This is a genomic window from Telluria aromaticivorans, assembly GCF_013003915.1.
In the GTDB taxonomy this organism is placed as follows: Bacteria; Pseudomonadota; Gammaproteobacteria; order Burkholderiales; family Burkholderiaceae_D; genus Telluria; species Telluria aromaticivorans.
The window spans coordinates 1-15,069 of the sequence record NZ_JABAIV010000001.1 but is presented as its reverse complement, the minus strand read 5'-3'; the positions used below and the strand labels follow the sequence as shown (position 1 = coordinate 15,069).

Here is a 15,069-nt window from a genome sequence, read left to right as displayed (position 1 = left end):
CGGCTGGCCCGGACGTAAAAAGGACCGCTCGCGCGGCCCCTTCCCCTGCCTGCAACCCGGCATCAGATCCAGTAGATCAGGGCGCCGAGCGCGACGACCAGTGCGATGCGGGTGAGGTTATAGACGGTCTTGTTCCAGGCCTTCAGGCGGCGGCGGTACTGGCCCATGTAGAAGGAAATGCGGAACAGCTTGCTGACCAGGCCGACCTGGTCACCTAGCTCGTTGGGCGAGGCGGCGGCCGTCATCACGGTGCGGCCGAACCAGCGGTTGATCGAGCCCATCCACTTGAAGCGCATCGGGCGCTCGATGTCGCAGAACAGGATGATACGGTCGCTGTCGCTGCCGTTGATGGCCCAGTGGATATAGGTTTCGTCGAAGATCACGCCCTGGCCGTCGCGCCAGCTATAACGCTCGCCGTCGACTTCGATGAAGCAGCGGTCGTCGTTCGGCGTGGCCAGGCCCAGGTGGTAGCGCATCGAGCCGGCGAACGGATCGCGGTGCGGGTTCAGCTTGCCGCCCGGTGGCAGCTCGGCGAACATCGCGGCTTTCACGGTCGGGATCGACTGCAGCAGCGCATAAGTCTGCGGGCACAGGCGTTCGGCCGAGGGGTGGCTGGCGTCGTACCACTTCAGGTAGAAGCGCTTCCAGCCGTTCTTGAAAAAGGAATTGAAGCCGGCGTCGTCATTTTGCTCGGCAGCCTTGATCTTCTTGAGCGCCAGCAGGTGCTCGGCTTCGGCGCGGATGACCAGCCAGTTTTCCTGCAGCTTTGCCAATTCCGGGAAGGCGCTCACCGGGATGTAAGGCGTGCTCGGCACCCGCGAAAACTTGTGCATGAAGATGTTGATCGGCGCCATGAACGACGAATGGTCGAACAACTGGCGACGGAAAGGCAGGCGCACCCGCCCGCGGAAATGGATATGCAGGATCGATAGGAAATAAAAGCCAACCACTACCCATTTCATTGCGTCCTCCGTCCCAGCGCACGGTGGCTGGCAGCTTCAAAGGGACGCAGGATACCATAACCGACAGTCAGCCGCCGGAGGTGGGCGTTAGACATGGGGCTATGTTGCGCCGGCAACGTGAGCAGCAATGCGAGCTGAATCCCCGGAACTGCGTGCAGGGCGCCGGCGCGGAGCCCGGTCTGGAACCGGGCCGGGGAAACTCAGTGCTGGACCGAGGTGATCGCATACCCCTTTTCGTCGATCTGGCCGGTGACGTTCTCGATGTCGTAGTCCGGCAGCTGCTCGGCGCCGTCGTCGACCTCGATGGCCCGGACTTCGATTTCCCAGTCCGTGTTGGTCGCTTCCTCAGGGATGTTGCGTGCTTCCGGTACTGCCAGATAGGACAGCTTGCCGTCAGTTTCTGCTCTACGGTAAATATCCAGGCGCATAGTCGTTTCCTCAAAGTCAAAGCCCGCTTTCCCGATGAAAGCAGGCAGAACCACAGTAGAAGGTTGAAACGCTGTCGTCTGTTAATTGACCCACACTCAGCCGGTGTCAGCGCCCGGGCGACGCGCCGAGGATGCGTGCCGGCAGCATGACGATGGCGCGCAGCAGTTCGAACACCGCCTCGACACCCACGCCAAGCAGCCGGAACGGCAGCAACAGCAGCCAGACCAGCGGGTACAGCACCAGGGCCAGCAGCGCAATGGGCCAGCACAGGAACAGCAGGACCAACCATAGCAGGAAACCCAGCATTCTTCTCGCTCCTTTGAAGTTGACGGCGCAGGAGAACTCTAGGTGGTCGGGCTGGGCGGGACAAACGATCTGCGACGGACGGGGCAAATGGCGGGGCAGATGGAGGAAAACGGCAGTTGGGCGGGGCGGCGCCCCCGCCGGCCGGCCCCTCGTGCGGGCCGCCCCCGCGGCCGGGGGCGGACATGCAACAACTCAGGCGAACGGTCAGGCGAAGGCCGGAACCTGTTCCGTGATGCGCTGGTTGATCACCTGGGCGCGCAGCGACGCCTGCAGCGACGGGATCGACCCGCCGGCGCGGTACTGGAAGGCGATGTGCAGCATGTCGCCCGCAGCGACCTTCACCGGCTGGCCCAGCGGCAGCGTCATGTAGTGGTTGAGCCAGTCGATTGTGTTCGATTCTTCCGGCACGATCGCCAGCACGTTCTTGGTGATGAAGCGCATCGCATTGAAGGTGCCGCTCTTTTCCACCACCACTGCGCCTTCCCAGGCGAACACGCTGTCGACCGGCTGGCTGAAGTCGATCAGGCTGTAGACCGCCGGCTGGGCCAGTTCGACCGTGCCCGGATAGATCACATTGGTTTCCTGGAATTGCACGATGGGCGCATGGAAGCCTTCGAAATCGTATTCCTGCTCGACCGGCTGGGCCGCCATGATCACGGCTTCCGGCAGGAACACCGGCAGCGGCCCGCCGAACTTGGCCAGGTAGCGGCGCTTGAACGATTCGATGACCTCGACCTGCTTTTCGCGCAGCATGGCGACATGGATCATCTCGCAGATCACAACGTCGACCGGCTCCGGCGGCAGGTAGTCGAAGGCGTCGGCGTGAATGACCTCGACCTTGTGGCCATTCTGGTTGATCGCCAGGAATTTACGGGCTTCCTTCACCATGTCGGGATTGAACTCGACGCAATAAACCTTGCTCGCCGCCTGGGCCGCGAAGAAGGACAGCACGCCCGTGCCGCCGCCCAGTTCCAGCACTTTCGCGCCCGGTTTGACGGCATAGTGGATCGCGGACTTGAAACTGTGCATCCGGTTCTGGTCCATCAGCATATTGTGATGGTAATGGACTGGAATGAACTGCCCCAGGTAGCAGCTTTCGATTTCGCGTTCGTTCAGCATGGTGGTTCCTTTGCCCTTGTACTTCTTCGATGTACGGCTTGTACGGTGAAGCCATTATGGACAAGGAAGCACGGCGTCGATTGGCCGAGCTGCGGGGTGTTTACCGCTTAGTTCCGCGCGGCAATGCTAAACGACTACCGTTTGAAGGCGCTGATGGCGGCGGCGAGGTCGGTGTGGCCGGCCCGTTCGGCGATCCGGGCTGCGGTGAGCCCCTCGGTGTTCTCCAGGCGGGGATTGGCGCCCTGCCCGAGCAGCAGCATCGCCGCTTCCGCCTTGCCTTCGCGCGCGGCCATCATCAGCGGCGTATAGGCGCCGCTTTCCCGTGGTGACAGGGCGTCCAGCCTGGCCTTGCGCTCGATGAGCATGCGCGCAATGTCGCCGTCGCCGCTGGCGGCCGCATAGTGCAGTGCAGTCCAGCCGCTGCGGTTCACCTGCGCGCCCTTGGCCAGCAGCGCAACGGCCGCCGGCTTGTTGCCCTTGAATGCGGCCATCATCAAGGCGGTATTACCGTTCATCGCCTTCGCCTCCAGGTCGGTCCCCGGATGGGCCAGCAATACATTCAGCACCCGCATCGCGTCTTCGCGCACCGCGATCACCAGGGCCGGCTCGCCGCCGACCGGGTTGATCTCATTGGCATTGACCTCGCGCCCGACCAGCTGTTCAACCTTCTTCACGTCGTCGAGCTGGACTGCGCGAAAGAAGGCGGCCACCTGGGCCGGCGTGGCCGCCACCGCCATCGTGCTCCACAGGGAAGCGGCGACCAGGCAGTTGCGCAGAAACGGGTAGCGGGCCATGGGCATGGTTCAGGCCTTTGCCGTGCTGAACAGCTTGAAGAAATTCTCGCTGGTCTGGGCCGCCACGTCGCGCAGCGACACGCCCTTGAGGGTGGCGATGTATTCGCCGACGTGGGCGACATAGCCCGGCTCATTCATGCGGCCGCGGAAGGGCACCGGCGCCAGGTAGGGCGAATCCGTCTCGATCAGCATGCGCTCGAGCGGCACGGCCTTCGCCACTTCCTGCAGCTCTTTGGCGCTCTTGAAGGTGACGATGCCCGAGAACGAAATATAGAAGCCCTGCTCCATCGCCGCCTGCGCCACCTCGAGCGACTCGGTGAAGCAGTGCATGACGCCGGCGACACCGCCCGCATCAAGGCCGGCGCCCTCTTCCTTCATGATGCGGATGGTATCGCTGCTTGCGGCGCGGGTGTGGATGATCAGCGGTTTGCCTGTCTCGCGCGAGGCGCGGATATGGGTGCGGAAGCGCTCGCGCTGCCATTCCAGGTCGCCTTCGAGGCGGTAGTAATCGAGGCCGGTCTCGCCGATGGCGATGATCTTCGGGTGGTTCGACAGCTCGACCAATTGCTGCACGGTCGGTTCGGGCGTGTCTTCGTAGTCGGGATGGACGCCGACCGAGGCGTAAATATGCGGGTATTGTTCGGCCAACGCGAGCACCTGGGGGAAGTCCGGCAGGTCGACGGACACGCACAGCGCATGCGTCACCTGGTTCTCGGCCATCTTGGCCAGGATTTCGGGCATCCGGACGGCAAGCTCCGGGAAATTGATGTGGCAGTGGGAATCGATAAACATGCCAATATTGTACCCGAGGCTTGAAGGGGCCCGGTGCCTCCCCCAAGCCTCAGGCGACGCGCTTGCCCAGGATAATCAGGTCACGCTCGATCCCGTCCAGATTCGCCACGCGCGGGAAGTGCGCCCACTTCTCGAAGCCGTACTTGTCGAACAGGGCCAGGCTGGCGGCGTTGTGGCCGAAGATGAAGCCCAGCAGCGTGTGCACGTTCACGTTTGGCGCGAACGCGATCGCCTGTTCCAGGCAGTAGCGCCCGATCCCCTTGCCGCGTGCGCTCTCCGCGATATAGATCGACAGCTCGGCGGTGCCCGAATAGGCCGGGCGGCCGTAGAAATTCGAATAGGACAGCCAGCCCAGCACTTCCGGCTGCTCGCGCCCGTCGTCGGCCGCATGGATCACCCACAGCGGCCGCCGTTCCGGCGTATGGTCGGCGAACCACCCCTCGCGCGATTGCACGGTCACCGGCTCGGTGTCGGCAGTGACTTCGCGCGAGGCGACGGTCGAGTTGTAGATGTCGACGATGAGCGGCAGGTCGGCGCGGGTGGCCAGGCGGTGGACGTAGGACGGCATAGAAGGCAGATGAGTTAAGCGCAGCTAATCTAACTGAGCAATAGATTAGCGCAAATTGATTACAGGGTATGGGTGGCGCGCGCCGAGCGCAGCGCAGCGCCGAGGATCTCTTCGATGCGAAGCTTGGCGCGCTGGCCGGCTTCGTCGTCCGGGAAATGCACGCCGATGCCCTGCGCCTTGTTGTTGTTCGCGCCCGCCGGGGTGATCCAGGCTACCTTGCCGGCGATCGGGTATTTGTTCGGGTCGTCCATCAGCGCCAGGATCAGGTAGATCTCGTCGCCGATCTTGTAGGGCTTGTTGGTCGGCACGAACATGCCGCCATGCTTCAGGAAGGGCATGTAGGCAGCGTAAAGCGCCGCCTTTTCCTTGATCGCCAGCGACAGCACGGACGGCCGCGGCGCTTGCGGGGCGCTCGGCTCTGGGGGCGTGGCGGTCATCGATGTCCTTTCATGCGCAGCACGAAGTGTACTCAAGCAACATATCTTCGACAAACAATTTCGCCGACAGGGGATGGTCGGCCACGGCGCGGCGCTCGTTGGCCGACTTGATCGCCCGGTTCAAGCTGGCAGTGTGCACCCGCCCAGCCAGGCTCGCAAGTTGCTTCTCGTAGCGCGGATAATAGCGGATCTTGCCGGCGAGCTTGACCGACATCAGGTCGTACAGCCAGCGCTGCTGCCACGCGACCAGCGACGACAAAGGCGACTTCGACAGCTTCTCGGCCACCCGCAGTGCCCCGTCCACAGCCGGATTCGCCAGGAAACCCAGCAGCGCTTCCAGGTCGTCGCGGCTGCCGCCTTCGGACTCCCTGAGTGCCGCCAGCGGCGCCCCGCCCTGCTCGCGCAGCCAGCTGTCGGCATCAAGCACGCCCTGGGCCGACAGCCAGGCCAGCGCTTCGGGGTGGGAGGGCATCGGCAGCGCGAATTTGCGGCAGCGCGACAGGATGGTCGGCAGCAGGCGGTCCAGGCTGTTCGATGCCAGCAAAAATACGGTGCCCGGCGGCGGCTCTTCCAGCGTCTTGAGCAGCGCGTTCGAGGCCGGCATGTTCAGCGCCTCGGCCGGATACAAGACGACCACGCGCAGGCCCTGGCGGTGGGTCGAAATGTTCATGAAATCGCTGAGAGCCCGGATCTGCTCGATCTTGATCTCTTTCGAGGGCGCCTTGGCCGATTTGGATTTGCCGGCAGGTTCGGCGCCTTCCTCGGCATCGCCCGTCGGCTCGTCTTCCAGCGCTTCCGGCCGCACGCGGCGGTAATCCGGATGGTTGTTCTGGACGAACCAGCCGCACGAAGCGCAGGCTTCGCAGGCGTGGCCGTCCGGGCGGACGTTCTCGCACAGCAGCGATTGCGCAAAGGTTTCCAGGAAATCGGCCTTGCCGACGCCGGCCGGGCCGTGAAACAGGATCGCATGCGGCAGGCGCGCGCGCATCGCCTGCAGCTGGGTCCAGGCGGCGCCCTGCCAAGGATAAAGCGTCACAGCAGCTTCTCCAGCACCCCAGCCAGCCGCAGCTGGATCTCGCCGATCGTGCGGGTCGAATCGACCACCACGATGCGGTCCGGGAACTGGGCGGCGCGGCGTAGGTACTCATTGCGGCATTTCTGGAAGAAGTCGGCCTGCTCGCGCTCGAATTTGTCCAGGGTGCGGGTGGCATCCAGCCGTTCGCGCGCCACTTCCAGGGGCACGTCGAACAGCAGGGTCAGGTCGGGCTGCAGGTGCGGGTGCACCCAGGCTTCCAGCGCTTCCATCTTGGCGCGGTCCAGGCCGCGGCCGCCGCTCTGGTAGGCGAAGCTGGCATCTGTGAAGCGGTCCGACAGCACCCAGTTGCCCTGGGCCAGGTTCGGCTCGATGACTTGCGCCACATGCTCGCGGCGGCTGGCGAACATCAGCAGCGCCTCGGTTTCCAGGTGCATCTTCTCGTGCAGCAGCAGCTCGCGCAGCTTTTCGCCCAGCGGCGTGCCGCCCGGCTCGCGCGAAGACACGACCGTCTTGCCGCGCGAAGCCAAAAAATCGTTGACGAAGCCGATATGGGTCGACTTGCCGGCCCCATCGATTCCTTCAAAGGTAATGAACTTGCCTTTCACAGTACTGCCTTGCGTCATTGGTTGTTCCGCCGCTGGTACTGGTTCACCGCCCGGTTATGGTCGTTCAGGTTGTTCGAGAACTGGCTGGTGCCATCGCCGCGCGAAACGAAATACAGGGCCTGGGTCTTGGCCGGCGACAGCGCCGCGCTAAGGGACTGCACGCCCGGCAGCGAAATCGGGGTCGGTGGCAGGCCGGCGCGCGTGTAAGTGTTGTACGGCGTGTCGGTTTCCAGGTCTTTCTTGCGGATATCGCCGGCGAAGCGCTCGCCCATGCCGTAGACCACGGTCGGATCGGTCTGCAGCAGCATACCGGTGCGCAGGCGGTTCACGAACACGCCGGCGATCATGGTGCGCTCGCTCTTCTGCCCGGTTTCCTTCTCGATGATCGAGGCCATGATCAGCGCTTCGTATGGCGTCTTGTACGGCAGGCTCTGGTCGCGGCTTTCCCACGCGGCCTTCAGGTGGTTCAGCATAGCCCCGTGCGCCTTTTTATAGATGTCGAGTTCCGACGAGCCCTTGGCGAACAGGTAGGTGTCAGGGAAGAACATGCCCTCGGGTGAAGTGTATTCCTTCGAGATCTTCGCCATCAGCTCCTTGTCGCTCAGCTTCACGGTGTCGTGCTTCAGGCGGTCGTGCGCAGCCAGGGCGGCGCGCATCTGGCGGAAGGTCCAGCCTTCGATGATGGTCACCGCTTCCTGGGCGAACTCGCCGCGCACCAGCTGGGCCAGCAGGCGGCGCGGCGACGTATCCGGTTTGAGCTCGTAGCTGCCGGCCTTGATCTTGCCGGCCTGGCCGGTGACCCGCGCCAGGATGTTGAACAGGTGGCGGTTGACCGGCACGCCCGCGCTGGCCATCTGCTGCGCAGCCGCGCCCACGCCGCTGCCGGGGGCAATCGAGAATTCGATGACCGGCTCGCCCGTGGTCAGTGGGCTCTTGGCCCACCAGGAGAAGCCGGCGACCGCGGCCACCAGGACGATGATGCCGGTAACCAGGAGTTTCTTAATGAATGACATGTGTTTTTGATTGGGTTTCTGGCGAGGGTTTCGTTGCCCCCGGCGCGATTTTGCCGACATCTTTATAATGAGCCCGTAATGATAAAGCCTAATTGCTAATACTAACTGGATTTATGCCTAACTGGACAGACACACTTGCCTCGCTCGGCGCCCGTTTTCACATCGACGATGCCTCGAGTATTGACGATTTTGGGCGCCCGCTCGCCGCAGCCGAGCTGCTGGAGGGCTTCGTGGCCCCCGTCACCGACCTCGGCATCATTGCCGTCGCCGGCGAGGATGCCGCCAGTTTCCTGCACAACCAGCTGACCAACGACGTCGAGCACCTCGGCCTTGCAGAAGCCCGGCTGGCCGGCTATTGCACCCCGAAGGGACGCCTGCAGGCCACCTTCCTGTACTGGCGCGACGCCGAGGCCGTGTATTTGCAGCTGCCGCGCGCCATCCAGCCGCCGCTTCAAAAACGCCTGTCGATGTTCGTGCTGCGGGCCAAGGCCAAGCTGCGCGACGCCACTGCTGAACCACAGTTCGCGGCCGTGCTCGGGCTGGGCGGCGCCAGGGCCGACACCGCGCTGCGCCGCTTCGCCGGTACGCTGCCGGGAGCACCCAACGGCAAGGTCGACGGCGCCTTCGGGACGGTGATTCGCCTGTCGAATGCCTTCGGCGCGCCGCGCTACCTGTGGCTGGCCAGCGAGGAAGCCGCGACTAGCGCCCTGCCGGTGCTGGCCAACGAACTCGCGCTGGGCGGCAACCAGGCCTGGCAACTGGCGGCGATCCACGCCGGCGTGCCCTCGATTACCGCCGCCACCCAGGAACAGTTCGTGCCGCAGATGGTCAATCTCGAGCTGCTGGGCGGCGTGAATTTCAAGAAGGGCTGCTACCCCGGCCAGGAAATCGTCGCACGCAGCCAGTACCTTGGCAAGCTCAAGCGCCGCACGGCGCTGGCCACGGTCGAGAACCCTGCGGCGCGCGCGGGTGACGAAGTCTATTCGATGGAAGACCCCGGCCAGCCCTGCGGCATGGTCGTCAACGCCGCGTCCAATGGCCTCGGCGGGGCCGACCTGCTGGTCGAGATGAAGCTGGGCGCGCTGGGCGAAGACGTGCGCCTGGGCAGCGCCGGCGGTCCGGCGCTGCGCTTCGGGCAGATGCCTTACCACCTCGACGCGCTCGACATCTAGCAATGATCGACCTGTACGTCTATTACAAGGTGCGGGCCGAAGACGCCGCACACCTGGAACCGCGCGTGCGCGCCATGCAGGCCCGGCTTGCCGCGAGCGGCGCTGCAGTCCAGCTCAAGCACCGCCCTGAAGCGCGCGACGGCCTGCAGACCTGGATGGAAGTCTATCCGGGCGCCGGCGACGGATTCGACGGCGTGGTCGACGCCTGCGCACGCGAAGCCGGCCTTGATGCCTATACCCAGGGCCCGCGCCGGTCCGAGATTTTCATGGACCTGCCGCTATGTGCCTGATCGTTTTTGCCTGGCACGTGATGCCCGGCGTGCCGGTGATCGCGGCGGCCAACCGCGACGAATTCTACGACCGCCCCGCCACCCCGGCCGCGCCCTGGCCCGGGCATCCGCACGTGATTGCCGGCCGCGATTTGCGGGGCGGCGGCAGCTGGATGGGAATCACGGCCGAAGGTCCGAACGGCCCGAAGTTCGCCGCCCTGACCAATATCCGCGGGCCGCTCGAACGCCGCGAGAACGCGCCGACGCGCGGCGACCTGGTGGCCGGCTTCCTCGCCGGCTCGCTCGATGCCGCCGACTACCTGGCGCAGGTCATCGCGCGCGGCGATGTCTACAACGGCTACAACCTGGTGCTGGGCGACCGCGACGCGCTGTACTGGTATTCGAACCGCGGCGGCGGCGACCCGCGCAACGGCAAGCCGCTCGAACAGGGCCGCATCTACGGCATCTCGAACGGCCTGCTGGACGCCCCCTGGCCCAAGGTGCTGCGGACCAAGGCGCAATTCGCGAGCCTGTTGTGCCAGGGCGCGCCGGAAGACGCCTATTTCGAGATGCTGGCCGACACCACCCGCGCGCCCGACCTGCGCCTGCCCGAAACCGGCATGCCGATCGAGGTCGAGCGCATGCTCTCGCCGGTGTGCATCGAATCGCCGGGGTATGGCACCCGCACCTCGACCGTGGTCAAGCTGTACCGCGAGGGGGTGCCGGAGCTGCACGAGCGCCTGGTGTGTCCGGTGGGGCAGGAAGTGGCTTGACGGTGGACCTTGTTCTGCACTGGCCGCATGGTCATTGATGTGATTTGAACGCGTGGGCAGGTAATTTCGGGCAATGCCCGGAATTACGCCCACCCTACGGGGCAACGGGTTTCGTAGGGTGGGCAGATTCTGCCCACGCGGTACAACGCTTGCGCAGCCGCGACGTGCGCCCTGGACTGACTACCGCCGACCCTTGATCCCCGCCTTCAACATCGCCCGCACCTGCGGCGTCGCCGCATACGGATCCGCCGGCGGCTTCCCATGCACGATCGCATCGAAACGCTCGGCCACCGTCCCCAGCGCCTGCGGGTGCGAATAAATATAAAACTGCCCGTTGCGGATCGCGTCGAAGGTGATGCGCGCCACGTCGTGGGCCGTCACCTTCCCCGACTCGACGGCCTTTTCGGTGACCATCTGCGAGGCAACCTGGCTGGCCGTCGTGCGCTCGTGGCTTGCCAGTTCGTCCGGGCGGTTGCGTTCCGAACGGGCGATCCCGGTCGGTACGAAATACGGGCACAGCACCGAGGCCCTGATCGGCGCGTCGACCAGCTGCAGGTCGTGGTGCAGTGTCTCGGTGAGCGCGACCACGGCATGCTTGGAGACGTTATAGACGCCCATCGCCGGCGGCGTCAGCAAGCCCGCCATCGACGCGGTATTCACGATATGCCCTTCGTAGTCGCCGTCGCGCTGCGCGCATTCCAGCATCACGCGGGTGAAGACGCGCACTCCATGGATCACGCCCCAGAGGTTCACGCCCAGCACCCATTCCCAGTCTTCGATCGAGTTCTCCCACACCAGGCCACCGGCGCCGACCCCGGCATTGTTGAAGACCAGGTGCACGCCGCCGAAGCGGGCGATGGCCGAATCGGCCAGTTCCTGCACGTGCGAGCCCTTGCTGACGTCGCACACCATCGCCAGCACTTCGACGCCCTGCGCCATCAGTTCTTCACTGGCGTGTTCGAGCGCCTTGGCCTGGACGTCGGCCAGCACCAGCTTCATGCCCAGGCTGGCGGCCGTGTTGGCGAACTCGCGTCCCAGGCCGCTCGCGCCGCCGGTAATGACGGCGACCTTGCCGCGAAAATCCTTCATGCTGGTTCCCCCTCTTGCTTGGTCAGACTGCCGAGACGCCGCCGTCGACGGCCAGCGTCTGGCCGGTGATGTGCTTGCCGGCGTCGGAAGCGAACAGCACCACCGCGCCCTTCAGGTCCTCGTCGTCGCCCAGGCGGCCCAGCGGCGCATCCTTGGCCAGGTTCTCGGCGCCGAAGGCGGCCAGCACGCCCTTGGTCATCTTCGACGGGAAGAAGCCCGGCGCGATCGAATTCACCGTGATGCCGTAGCGGCCCCATTCGCCGGCCAGCGCGCGCGTGAAGTTCACGACCGCGCCCTTGGACGTGTTGTAGGCAATGGTCTGCATCGTGCCCGGCGGGTTGCCGGCCAGGCCGGCGATCGACGAGATACTGATGATACGCCCGTAGCCGCGCGGGATCATGGACAGTTTGGCGACCGCCTGGGTGACCAGGAAAATGCTGCGCACATTCAGGTTCATCACCTTGTCCCAGGCCTCGAGCGGATAGTCTTCGGCCGGTGCGCCCCAGCTGGCGCCGGCATTGTTGACGAGGATGTCGACGTGGCCGAGCTTTGCAATCGCCTGCTCGGCGAATGCGTGGGCCTGGGTTTCGTCGGACAGGTCGGCGGCGATGCTGCAGGCGTCGATGCCGCGCGCCTGCAGGTGCGCGACGGCTTCGTCGAGCTCTTCCTGCTTGCGCGAAGCGACCAGCACGCGGGCGCCCTGCTCCCCCAGCGCTTGCGCCATCTGCAGGCCCAGGCCGCGCGAGCCGCCGGTGACGATGGCGGTCTTGTTTTTTAACGAGAAAAGTTCCTGCGTGGTGCGCATACGGGTCTCCGTTTTATCTTTTAGGGGTAGTACTGTTGCGTACTTCGGGTGGAACCTGGGTACCGGCCTGCGCCGGTACGACGTGCTCATGTAGGTGGATATCGTTAGCGCATGCATGAACAGATGAACTGAAAACCGTCATCCCGGCGAAGGCCGGGATCCAAGTTTGCAAGCAAAACACTACAACCTGCTTACACCTCGTAATCCATGCACTGCCGCGCCTCCCGGATCGCCCCGATGAACGGCGCCACCGCCTTGTGCGTGGGGTGTCCTGCATACGCCTCGAGCGCCGCCTTATCCGCGAACTCCGAGTACAGCACGACATCATAGGTCGCCTCCAGCCCCGGCTGGGCGATCGTCACTTCGAAAGTGAGCATGCCCGGTACGATATTCGCGCATTCATCCAGCCGGCGCTTCATTTCGCGCGCATTGGCCTCACGGCCGGCGCCTTCGGCCTCGTCCTTCAACTTCCACATCACGATATGCTTGATCATTCCTGCTCCTGTCCGCGGGCATGCGCCCTGTTTCCATTCTTGCCGGGTCCGGGTCGAATCGAGAATAGCATGATTAAGTACGGTCGTTCTTAAATAAACATCGGGTAAATATTGCGCATTGCACCATGCGTTCCCCTAGAGGGAAAACTGCTGCGAGCCCGCTGTACTGCCCGCCACGCCTGCTCATCAGTAAGCTTCGTGTAAGTTTGAAGACAGCACCGTGTAAGGATACCGGCACACACTCCGCGTCAGCTGACAAACAATCAGCATTCCGACGACACTAAAATCTATACGGAGACACCATGGCCATCACGCCCGGTATGACTGCAGGAGGAAAAGCGGCACCTTCCTCCGGCGCACTGACCAAGGAAGAGAAAAAAGTCATTTTCGCTTCCTCGCTCGGCACGGTATTCGAGTGGTACGACTTCTACCTGTACGGCTCGCTTGCCACCATTATCGCCAAGCAGTTCTTCATTGGCGACCCGACCACCACCTTTATTTTCGCCCTGATGGCCTTCGCGGCCGGCTTCATCGTGCGTCCGTTCGGTGCGCTCGTGTTCGGCCGCCTGGGCGACATGATCGGCCGCAAGTACACCTTCCTGGTGACCATCCTGATCATGGGCGCGTCGACCTTCCTGGTCGGCCTGCTGCCAAGCTATGCCACGATTGGCATCGCGGCGCCGATCATCCTGGTCACCCTGCGCATCCTGCAGGGCCTGGCGCTGGGCGGCGAATACGGCGGCGCGGCCACCTATGTGGCCGAGCACGCGCCGCACGGCAAGCGCGGCCTGTTCACCTCCTACATCCAGACCACCGCCACCATCGGCCTGTTCCTGTCGCTGCTGGTGATCCTGGGCGTGCGCACCGCGATGGGCGAGGATGAATTCCAGTCCTGGGGCTGGCGTATTCCCTTCCTGGTCTCAGTCGTCCTGCTGGGCATCTCGGTGTGGATCCGGATGTCGATGGCGGAATCGCCGGCCTTCGTCAAGATGAAGGCCGAGGGCAAGACCTCGAAGGCGCCGCTGTCGGAAGCCTTCCTGAAGCCGAAGAACGCCAAGGTCGCCTTCCTGGCGCTGGCCGGCCTGACCATGGGCCAGGCAGTGGTGTGGTATACCGGCCAGTTCTATGCGCTGTTCTTCCTGACCAAGACCCTGAAGATCGACGAGCCGCTTGCCAACATCCTGATCGCGATCGCGCTGGCCCTGGCCACGCCCTTCTTCATCGTCTTCGGCTCGCTGTCGGACCGGATCGGCCGCAAATGGATCATCCTGGGCGGCTGCCTGATCGCCGCGGCGACCTACTTCCCGATCTTCAAGGCCATTACCCACTACGGCAACCCTGCGCTGGAACGCGCGATCCAGACCGCACCGGTCGTGGTCGTGGCCGACCCGGCAACCTGCCACTTCCAGGTCGACCCGACCGGCACCAAGAAATTCGCGTCTTCCTGCGACATCGCTACCCGCATGCTGACCGCCGCCTCGGTGAGCTATAACGTGCAGGAAGCGCCCGCCGGCACGGTCGCCTCGATCAAGGTCGGCGACACCACTTTCCCGTCCTTCAACGCGGTCATGACGCCGGATAACCTGAACTTCGACGCCGACTCGAAGGCCAAGGAAGCGGCGTACAAGAAAGACGTGACCGGCGCACTGAAGACGGCAGGCTATCCTGACAAGGCCGATACGGCTGCGATCAACAAGCCGATGCTGGTGCTGCTGCTGTTCATCCTGGTGCTCTACGTGACCATGGTGTACGGCCCGATCGCGGCCATGCTGGTCGAGATGTTCCCGACCCGGATCCGCTACACCTCGATGTCCCTGCCCTACCACATCGGCAACGGCTGGTTCGGCGGCATGCTGCCGACCGTCACCTTCGCCCTGGTGGCCTTCAAGGGCGACATCTACTATGGCCTGTGGTACCCGATCGTCATCGCGCTGGCGACGGTCGTCATTGGCGGTCTGTTCGTGAGGGAAACCAAGGACAACGACATCTACGCCCACGACTAAGGTCGGCGGCGGTCAATTAGTCCAGTAGTAAAAGGGGAATGCGGGCAGGATCGCCGCATTCCCCTTTTTCGTTGGGGGGGCACGCAAAAAAAACACCGGCCGGTGGCCAGTGTCTGTGAATTGCCGAGAATCGCGGTGAATTGCCGAGAATCGCGGTGAATTGCCGGGTATCGTAGGGTGGGCAACTTCCTTGCCCACGCGTTCAACCAGCGGCAGCACCGACGCGGTGCGGCATAGCCACGCCAGCTATCACCGCGTGGGCGGGAAAACCCGCCCACCCTGTAAGGGCAAAGTAGAAATGTCCGGTTTGGGCAAAGTAGAAATGTCTGCTTTTGCGATGTAGTTCATGCTGTCGACTCCGAAAAGTTTGGGGTCCAGCGTGAGCGAAACCGGGAGCATGACG

General features: G+C 64.0%; 18 protein-coding genes. 4 read left to right on the top strand and 14 right to left on the bottom strand.

What is annotated here, in order from left to right; translation table 11 throughout:
• Nucleotides 1–62: 62 nt before the first annotated feature.
• From lpxO to mltG, 11 genes are all read right to left on the bottom strand, one after another.
• A complete protein-coding gene (lpxO, locus tag HGB41_RS00090; RefSeq protein ID WP_171079797.1) occupies nucleotides 63–962 on the bottom strand; it encodes a lipid A hydroxylase LpxO in 900 nt (299 codons plus the stop codon).
• Nucleotides 963–1,162: 200 nt separating this feature from the next.
• Nucleotides 1,163–1,390, bottom strand: coding sequence for a DUF6139 family protein (locus HGB41_RS00085; RefSeq protein WP_171079791.1), 228 nt, complete (start codon nucleotides 1,388–1,390; stop codon nucleotides 1,163–1,165).
• 106 nt (nucleotides 1,391–1,496) lie between these two features.
• Nucleotides 1,497–1,697: a hypothetical protein gene (locus tag HGB41_RS00080; protein WP_171079788.1), complete on the bottom strand. Its 201-nt coding sequence runs from the start codon at nucleotides 1,695–1,697 to the stop codon at nucleotides 1,497–1,499.
• A 204-nt stretch (nucleotides 1,698–1,901) separates the two neighbouring features.
• Nucleotides 1,902–2,816 (bottom strand): class I SAM-dependent methyltransferase, encoded by a 915-nt coding sequence (locus HGB41_RS00075; protein WP_171079785.1) that lies wholly within the window; start codon nucleotides 2,814–2,816, stop codon nucleotides 1,902–1,904.
• A 134-nt stretch (nucleotides 2,817–2,950) separates the two neighbouring features.
• Nucleotides 2,951–3,610, bottom strand: a complete 660-nt coding sequence (locus HGB41_RS00070; protein ID WP_171079780.1) for an ankyrin repeat domain-containing protein — start codon at nucleotides 3,608–3,610, stop codon at nucleotides 2,951–2,953.
• 9 nt (nucleotides 3,611–3,619) lie between these two features.
• Complete coding sequence (locus HGB41_RS00065) at nucleotides 3,620–4,402, bottom strand: TatD family hydrolase (protein ID WP_171079777.1); 783 nt, start codon at nucleotides 4,400–4,402, stop codon at nucleotides 3,620–3,622.
• Between the two features lie 49 nt (nucleotides 4,403–4,451).
• Complete coding sequence (locus HGB41_RS00060) at nucleotides 4,452–4,970, bottom strand: GNAT family N-acetyltransferase (RefSeq protein WP_171079774.1); 519 nt, start codon at nucleotides 4,968–4,970, stop codon at nucleotides 4,452–4,454.
• A 59-nt stretch (nucleotides 4,971–5,029) separates the two neighbouring features.
• Nucleotides 5,030–5,407, bottom strand: a complete 378-nt coding sequence (locus tag HGB41_RS00055; RefSeq protein ID WP_171079772.1) for a PilZ domain-containing protein — start codon at nucleotides 5,405–5,407, stop codon at nucleotides 5,030–5,032.
• A gap of 10 nt (nucleotides 5,408–5,417) precedes the next feature.
• Nucleotides 5,418–6,443 (bottom strand): DNA polymerase III subunit delta', encoded by a 1,026-nt coding sequence (locus tag HGB41_RS00050; protein ID WP_171079766.1) that lies wholly within the window; start codon nucleotides 6,441–6,443, stop codon nucleotides 5,418–5,420.
• A complete protein-coding gene (gene tmk, locus HGB41_RS00045; protein ID WP_171079764.1) occupies nucleotides 6,440–7,066 on the bottom strand; it encodes a dTMP kinase in 627 nt (208 codons plus the stop codon). The genes HGB41_RS00050 and tmk overlap by 4 nt, the downstream gene beginning before the upstream one ends.
• A complete protein-coding gene (mltG, locus tag HGB41_RS00040; protein WP_171079762.1) occupies nucleotides 7,063–8,061 on the bottom strand; it encodes an endolytic transglycosylase MltG in 999 nt (332 codons plus the stop codon). The genes tmk and mltG overlap by 4 nt, the downstream gene beginning before the upstream one ends.
• Before the next feature lie 113 nt (nucleotides 8,062–8,174).
• Here mltG and ygfZ point away from each other — a divergent pair, with 113 nt between their 5' ends.
• Genes ygfZ through HGB41_RS00025 form a run of 3 tightly spaced genes read left to right on the top strand, consistent with a single transcriptional unit; the run spans nucleotide 8,175 to nucleotide 10,275 of the window.
• The gene (ygfZ, locus tag HGB41_RS00035; RefSeq protein ID WP_171079760.1) at nucleotides 8,175–9,233 is read left to right on the top strand and encodes a CAF17-like 4Fe-4S cluster assembly/insertion protein YgfZ; all 1,059 of its coding nucleotides are present in this window, start codon (nucleotides 8,175–8,177) and stop codon (nucleotides 9,231–9,233) included.
• Between the two features lie 2 nt (nucleotides 9,234–9,235).
• Nucleotides 9,236–9,523, top strand: a complete 288-nt coding sequence (locus HGB41_RS00030; protein ID WP_171079758.1) for a DUF4936 family protein — start codon at nucleotides 9,236–9,238, stop codon at nucleotides 9,521–9,523.
• Nucleotides 9,514–10,275 carry an NRDE family protein gene (locus tag HGB41_RS00025; protein WP_171079756.1) on the top strand — a complete coding sequence of 254 codons (762 nt, stop codon included), beginning with the start codon at nucleotides 9,514–9,516 and terminating at the stop codon, nucleotides 10,273–10,275. The genes HGB41_RS00030 and HGB41_RS00025 overlap by 10 nt, the downstream gene beginning before the upstream one ends.
• Nucleotides 10,276–10,455: 180 nt before the next feature.
• Here the strand turns inward: HGB41_RS00025 and HGB41_RS00020 are convergent, their stop codons facing one another.
• The 3 genes from HGB41_RS00020 to HGB41_RS00010 form a co-directional block, all read right to left on the bottom strand.
• The gene (locus HGB41_RS00020; protein ID WP_171079754.1) at nucleotides 10,456–11,364 is read right to left on the bottom strand and encodes an SDR family oxidoreductase; all 909 of its coding nucleotides are present in this window, start codon (nucleotides 11,362–11,364) and stop codon (nucleotides 10,456–10,458) included.
• A gap of 22 nt (nucleotides 11,365–11,386) precedes the next feature.
• A complete protein-coding gene (locus tag HGB41_RS00015) occupies nucleotides 11,387–12,169 on the bottom strand; it encodes an SDR family oxidoreductase (RefSeq protein WP_171079751.1) in 783 nt (260 codons plus the stop codon).
• Nucleotides 12,170–12,360: 191 nt separating this feature from the next.
• The gene (locus HGB41_RS00010) at nucleotides 12,361–12,663 is read right to left on the bottom strand and encodes a Dabb family protein (protein ID WP_171079749.1); all 303 of its coding nucleotides are present in this window, start codon (nucleotides 12,661–12,663) and stop codon (nucleotides 12,361–12,363) included.
• Nucleotides 12,664–12,965: 302 nt separating this feature from the next.
• Here HGB41_RS00010 and HGB41_RS00005 point away from each other — a divergent pair, with 302 nt between their 5' ends.
• Nucleotides 12,966–14,666 (top strand): MFS transporter, encoded by a 1,701-nt coding sequence (locus HGB41_RS00005; protein ID WP_229422619.1) that lies wholly within the window; start codon nucleotides 12,966–12,968, stop codon nucleotides 14,664–14,666.
• The last annotated feature ends 403 nt before the right edge of the window (nucleotides 14,667–15,069 follow it).

Coding starts and splice junctions, on each gene's coding strand:
- lpxO (WP_171079797.1), bottom strand. CDS start 962: ATGAAATGGGTAGTGGTTGGCTTTTATTTCCTATCGATCCTGCATATC.
- HGB41_RS00085 (WP_171079791.1), bottom strand. CDS start 1,390: ATGCGCCTGGATATTTACCGTAGAGCAGAAACTGACGGCAAGCTGTCC.
- HGB41_RS00080 (WP_171079788.1), bottom strand. CDS start 1,697: ATGCTGGGTTTCCTGCTATGGTTGGTCCTGCTGTTCCTGTGCTGGCCC.
- HGB41_RS00075 (WP_171079785.1), bottom strand. CDS start 2,816: ATGCTGAACGAACGCGAAATCGAAAGCTGCTACCTGGGGCAGTTCATT.
- HGB41_RS00070 (WP_171079780.1), bottom strand. CDS start 3,610: ATGGCCCGCTACCCGTTTCTGCGCAACTGCCTGGTCGCCGCTTCCCTG.
- HGB41_RS00065 (WP_171079777.1), bottom strand. CDS start 4,402: ATGTTTATCGATTCCCACTGCCACATCAATTTCCCGGAGCTTGCCGTC.
- HGB41_RS00060 (WP_171079774.1), bottom strand. CDS start 4,970: ATGCCGTCCTACGTCCACCGCCTGGCCACCCGCGCCGACCTGCCGCTC.
- HGB41_RS00055 (WP_171079772.1), bottom strand. CDS start 5,407: ATGACCGCCACGCCCCCAGAGCCGAGCGCCCCGCAAGCGCCGCGGCCG.
- tmk (WP_171079764.1), bottom strand. CDS start 7,066: ATGACGCAAGGCAGTACTGTGAAAGGCAAGTTCATTACCTTTGAAGGA.
- mltG (WP_171079762.1), bottom strand. CDS start 8,061: ATGTCATTCATTAAGAAACTCCTGGTTACCGGCATCATCGTCCTGGTG.
- ygfZ (WP_171079760.1), top strand. CDS start 8,175: ATGCCTAACTGGACAGACACACTTGCCTCGCTCGGCGCCCGTTTTCAC.
- HGB41_RS00030 (WP_171079758.1), top strand. CDS start 9,236: ATGATCGACCTGTACGTCTATTACAAGGTGCGGGCCGAAGACGCCGCA.
- HGB41_RS00025 (WP_171079756.1), top strand. CDS start 9,514: ATGTGCCTGATCGTTTTTGCCTGGCACGTGATGCCCGGCGTGCCGGTG.
- HGB41_RS00020 (WP_171079754.1), bottom strand. CDS start 11,364: ATGAAGGATTTTCGCGGCAAGGTCGCCGTCATTACCGGCGGCGCGAGC.
- HGB41_RS00015 (WP_171079751.1), bottom strand. CDS start 12,169: ATGCGCACCACGCAGGAACTTTTCTCGTTAAAAAACAAGACCGCCATC.
- HGB41_RS00010 (WP_171079749.1), bottom strand. CDS start 12,663: ATGATCAAGCATATCGTGATGTGGAAGTTGAAGGACGAGGCCGAAGGC.
- HGB41_RS00005 (WP_229422619.1), top strand. CDS start 12,966: ATGGCCATCACGCCCGGTATGACTGCAGGAGGAAAAGCGGCACCTTCC.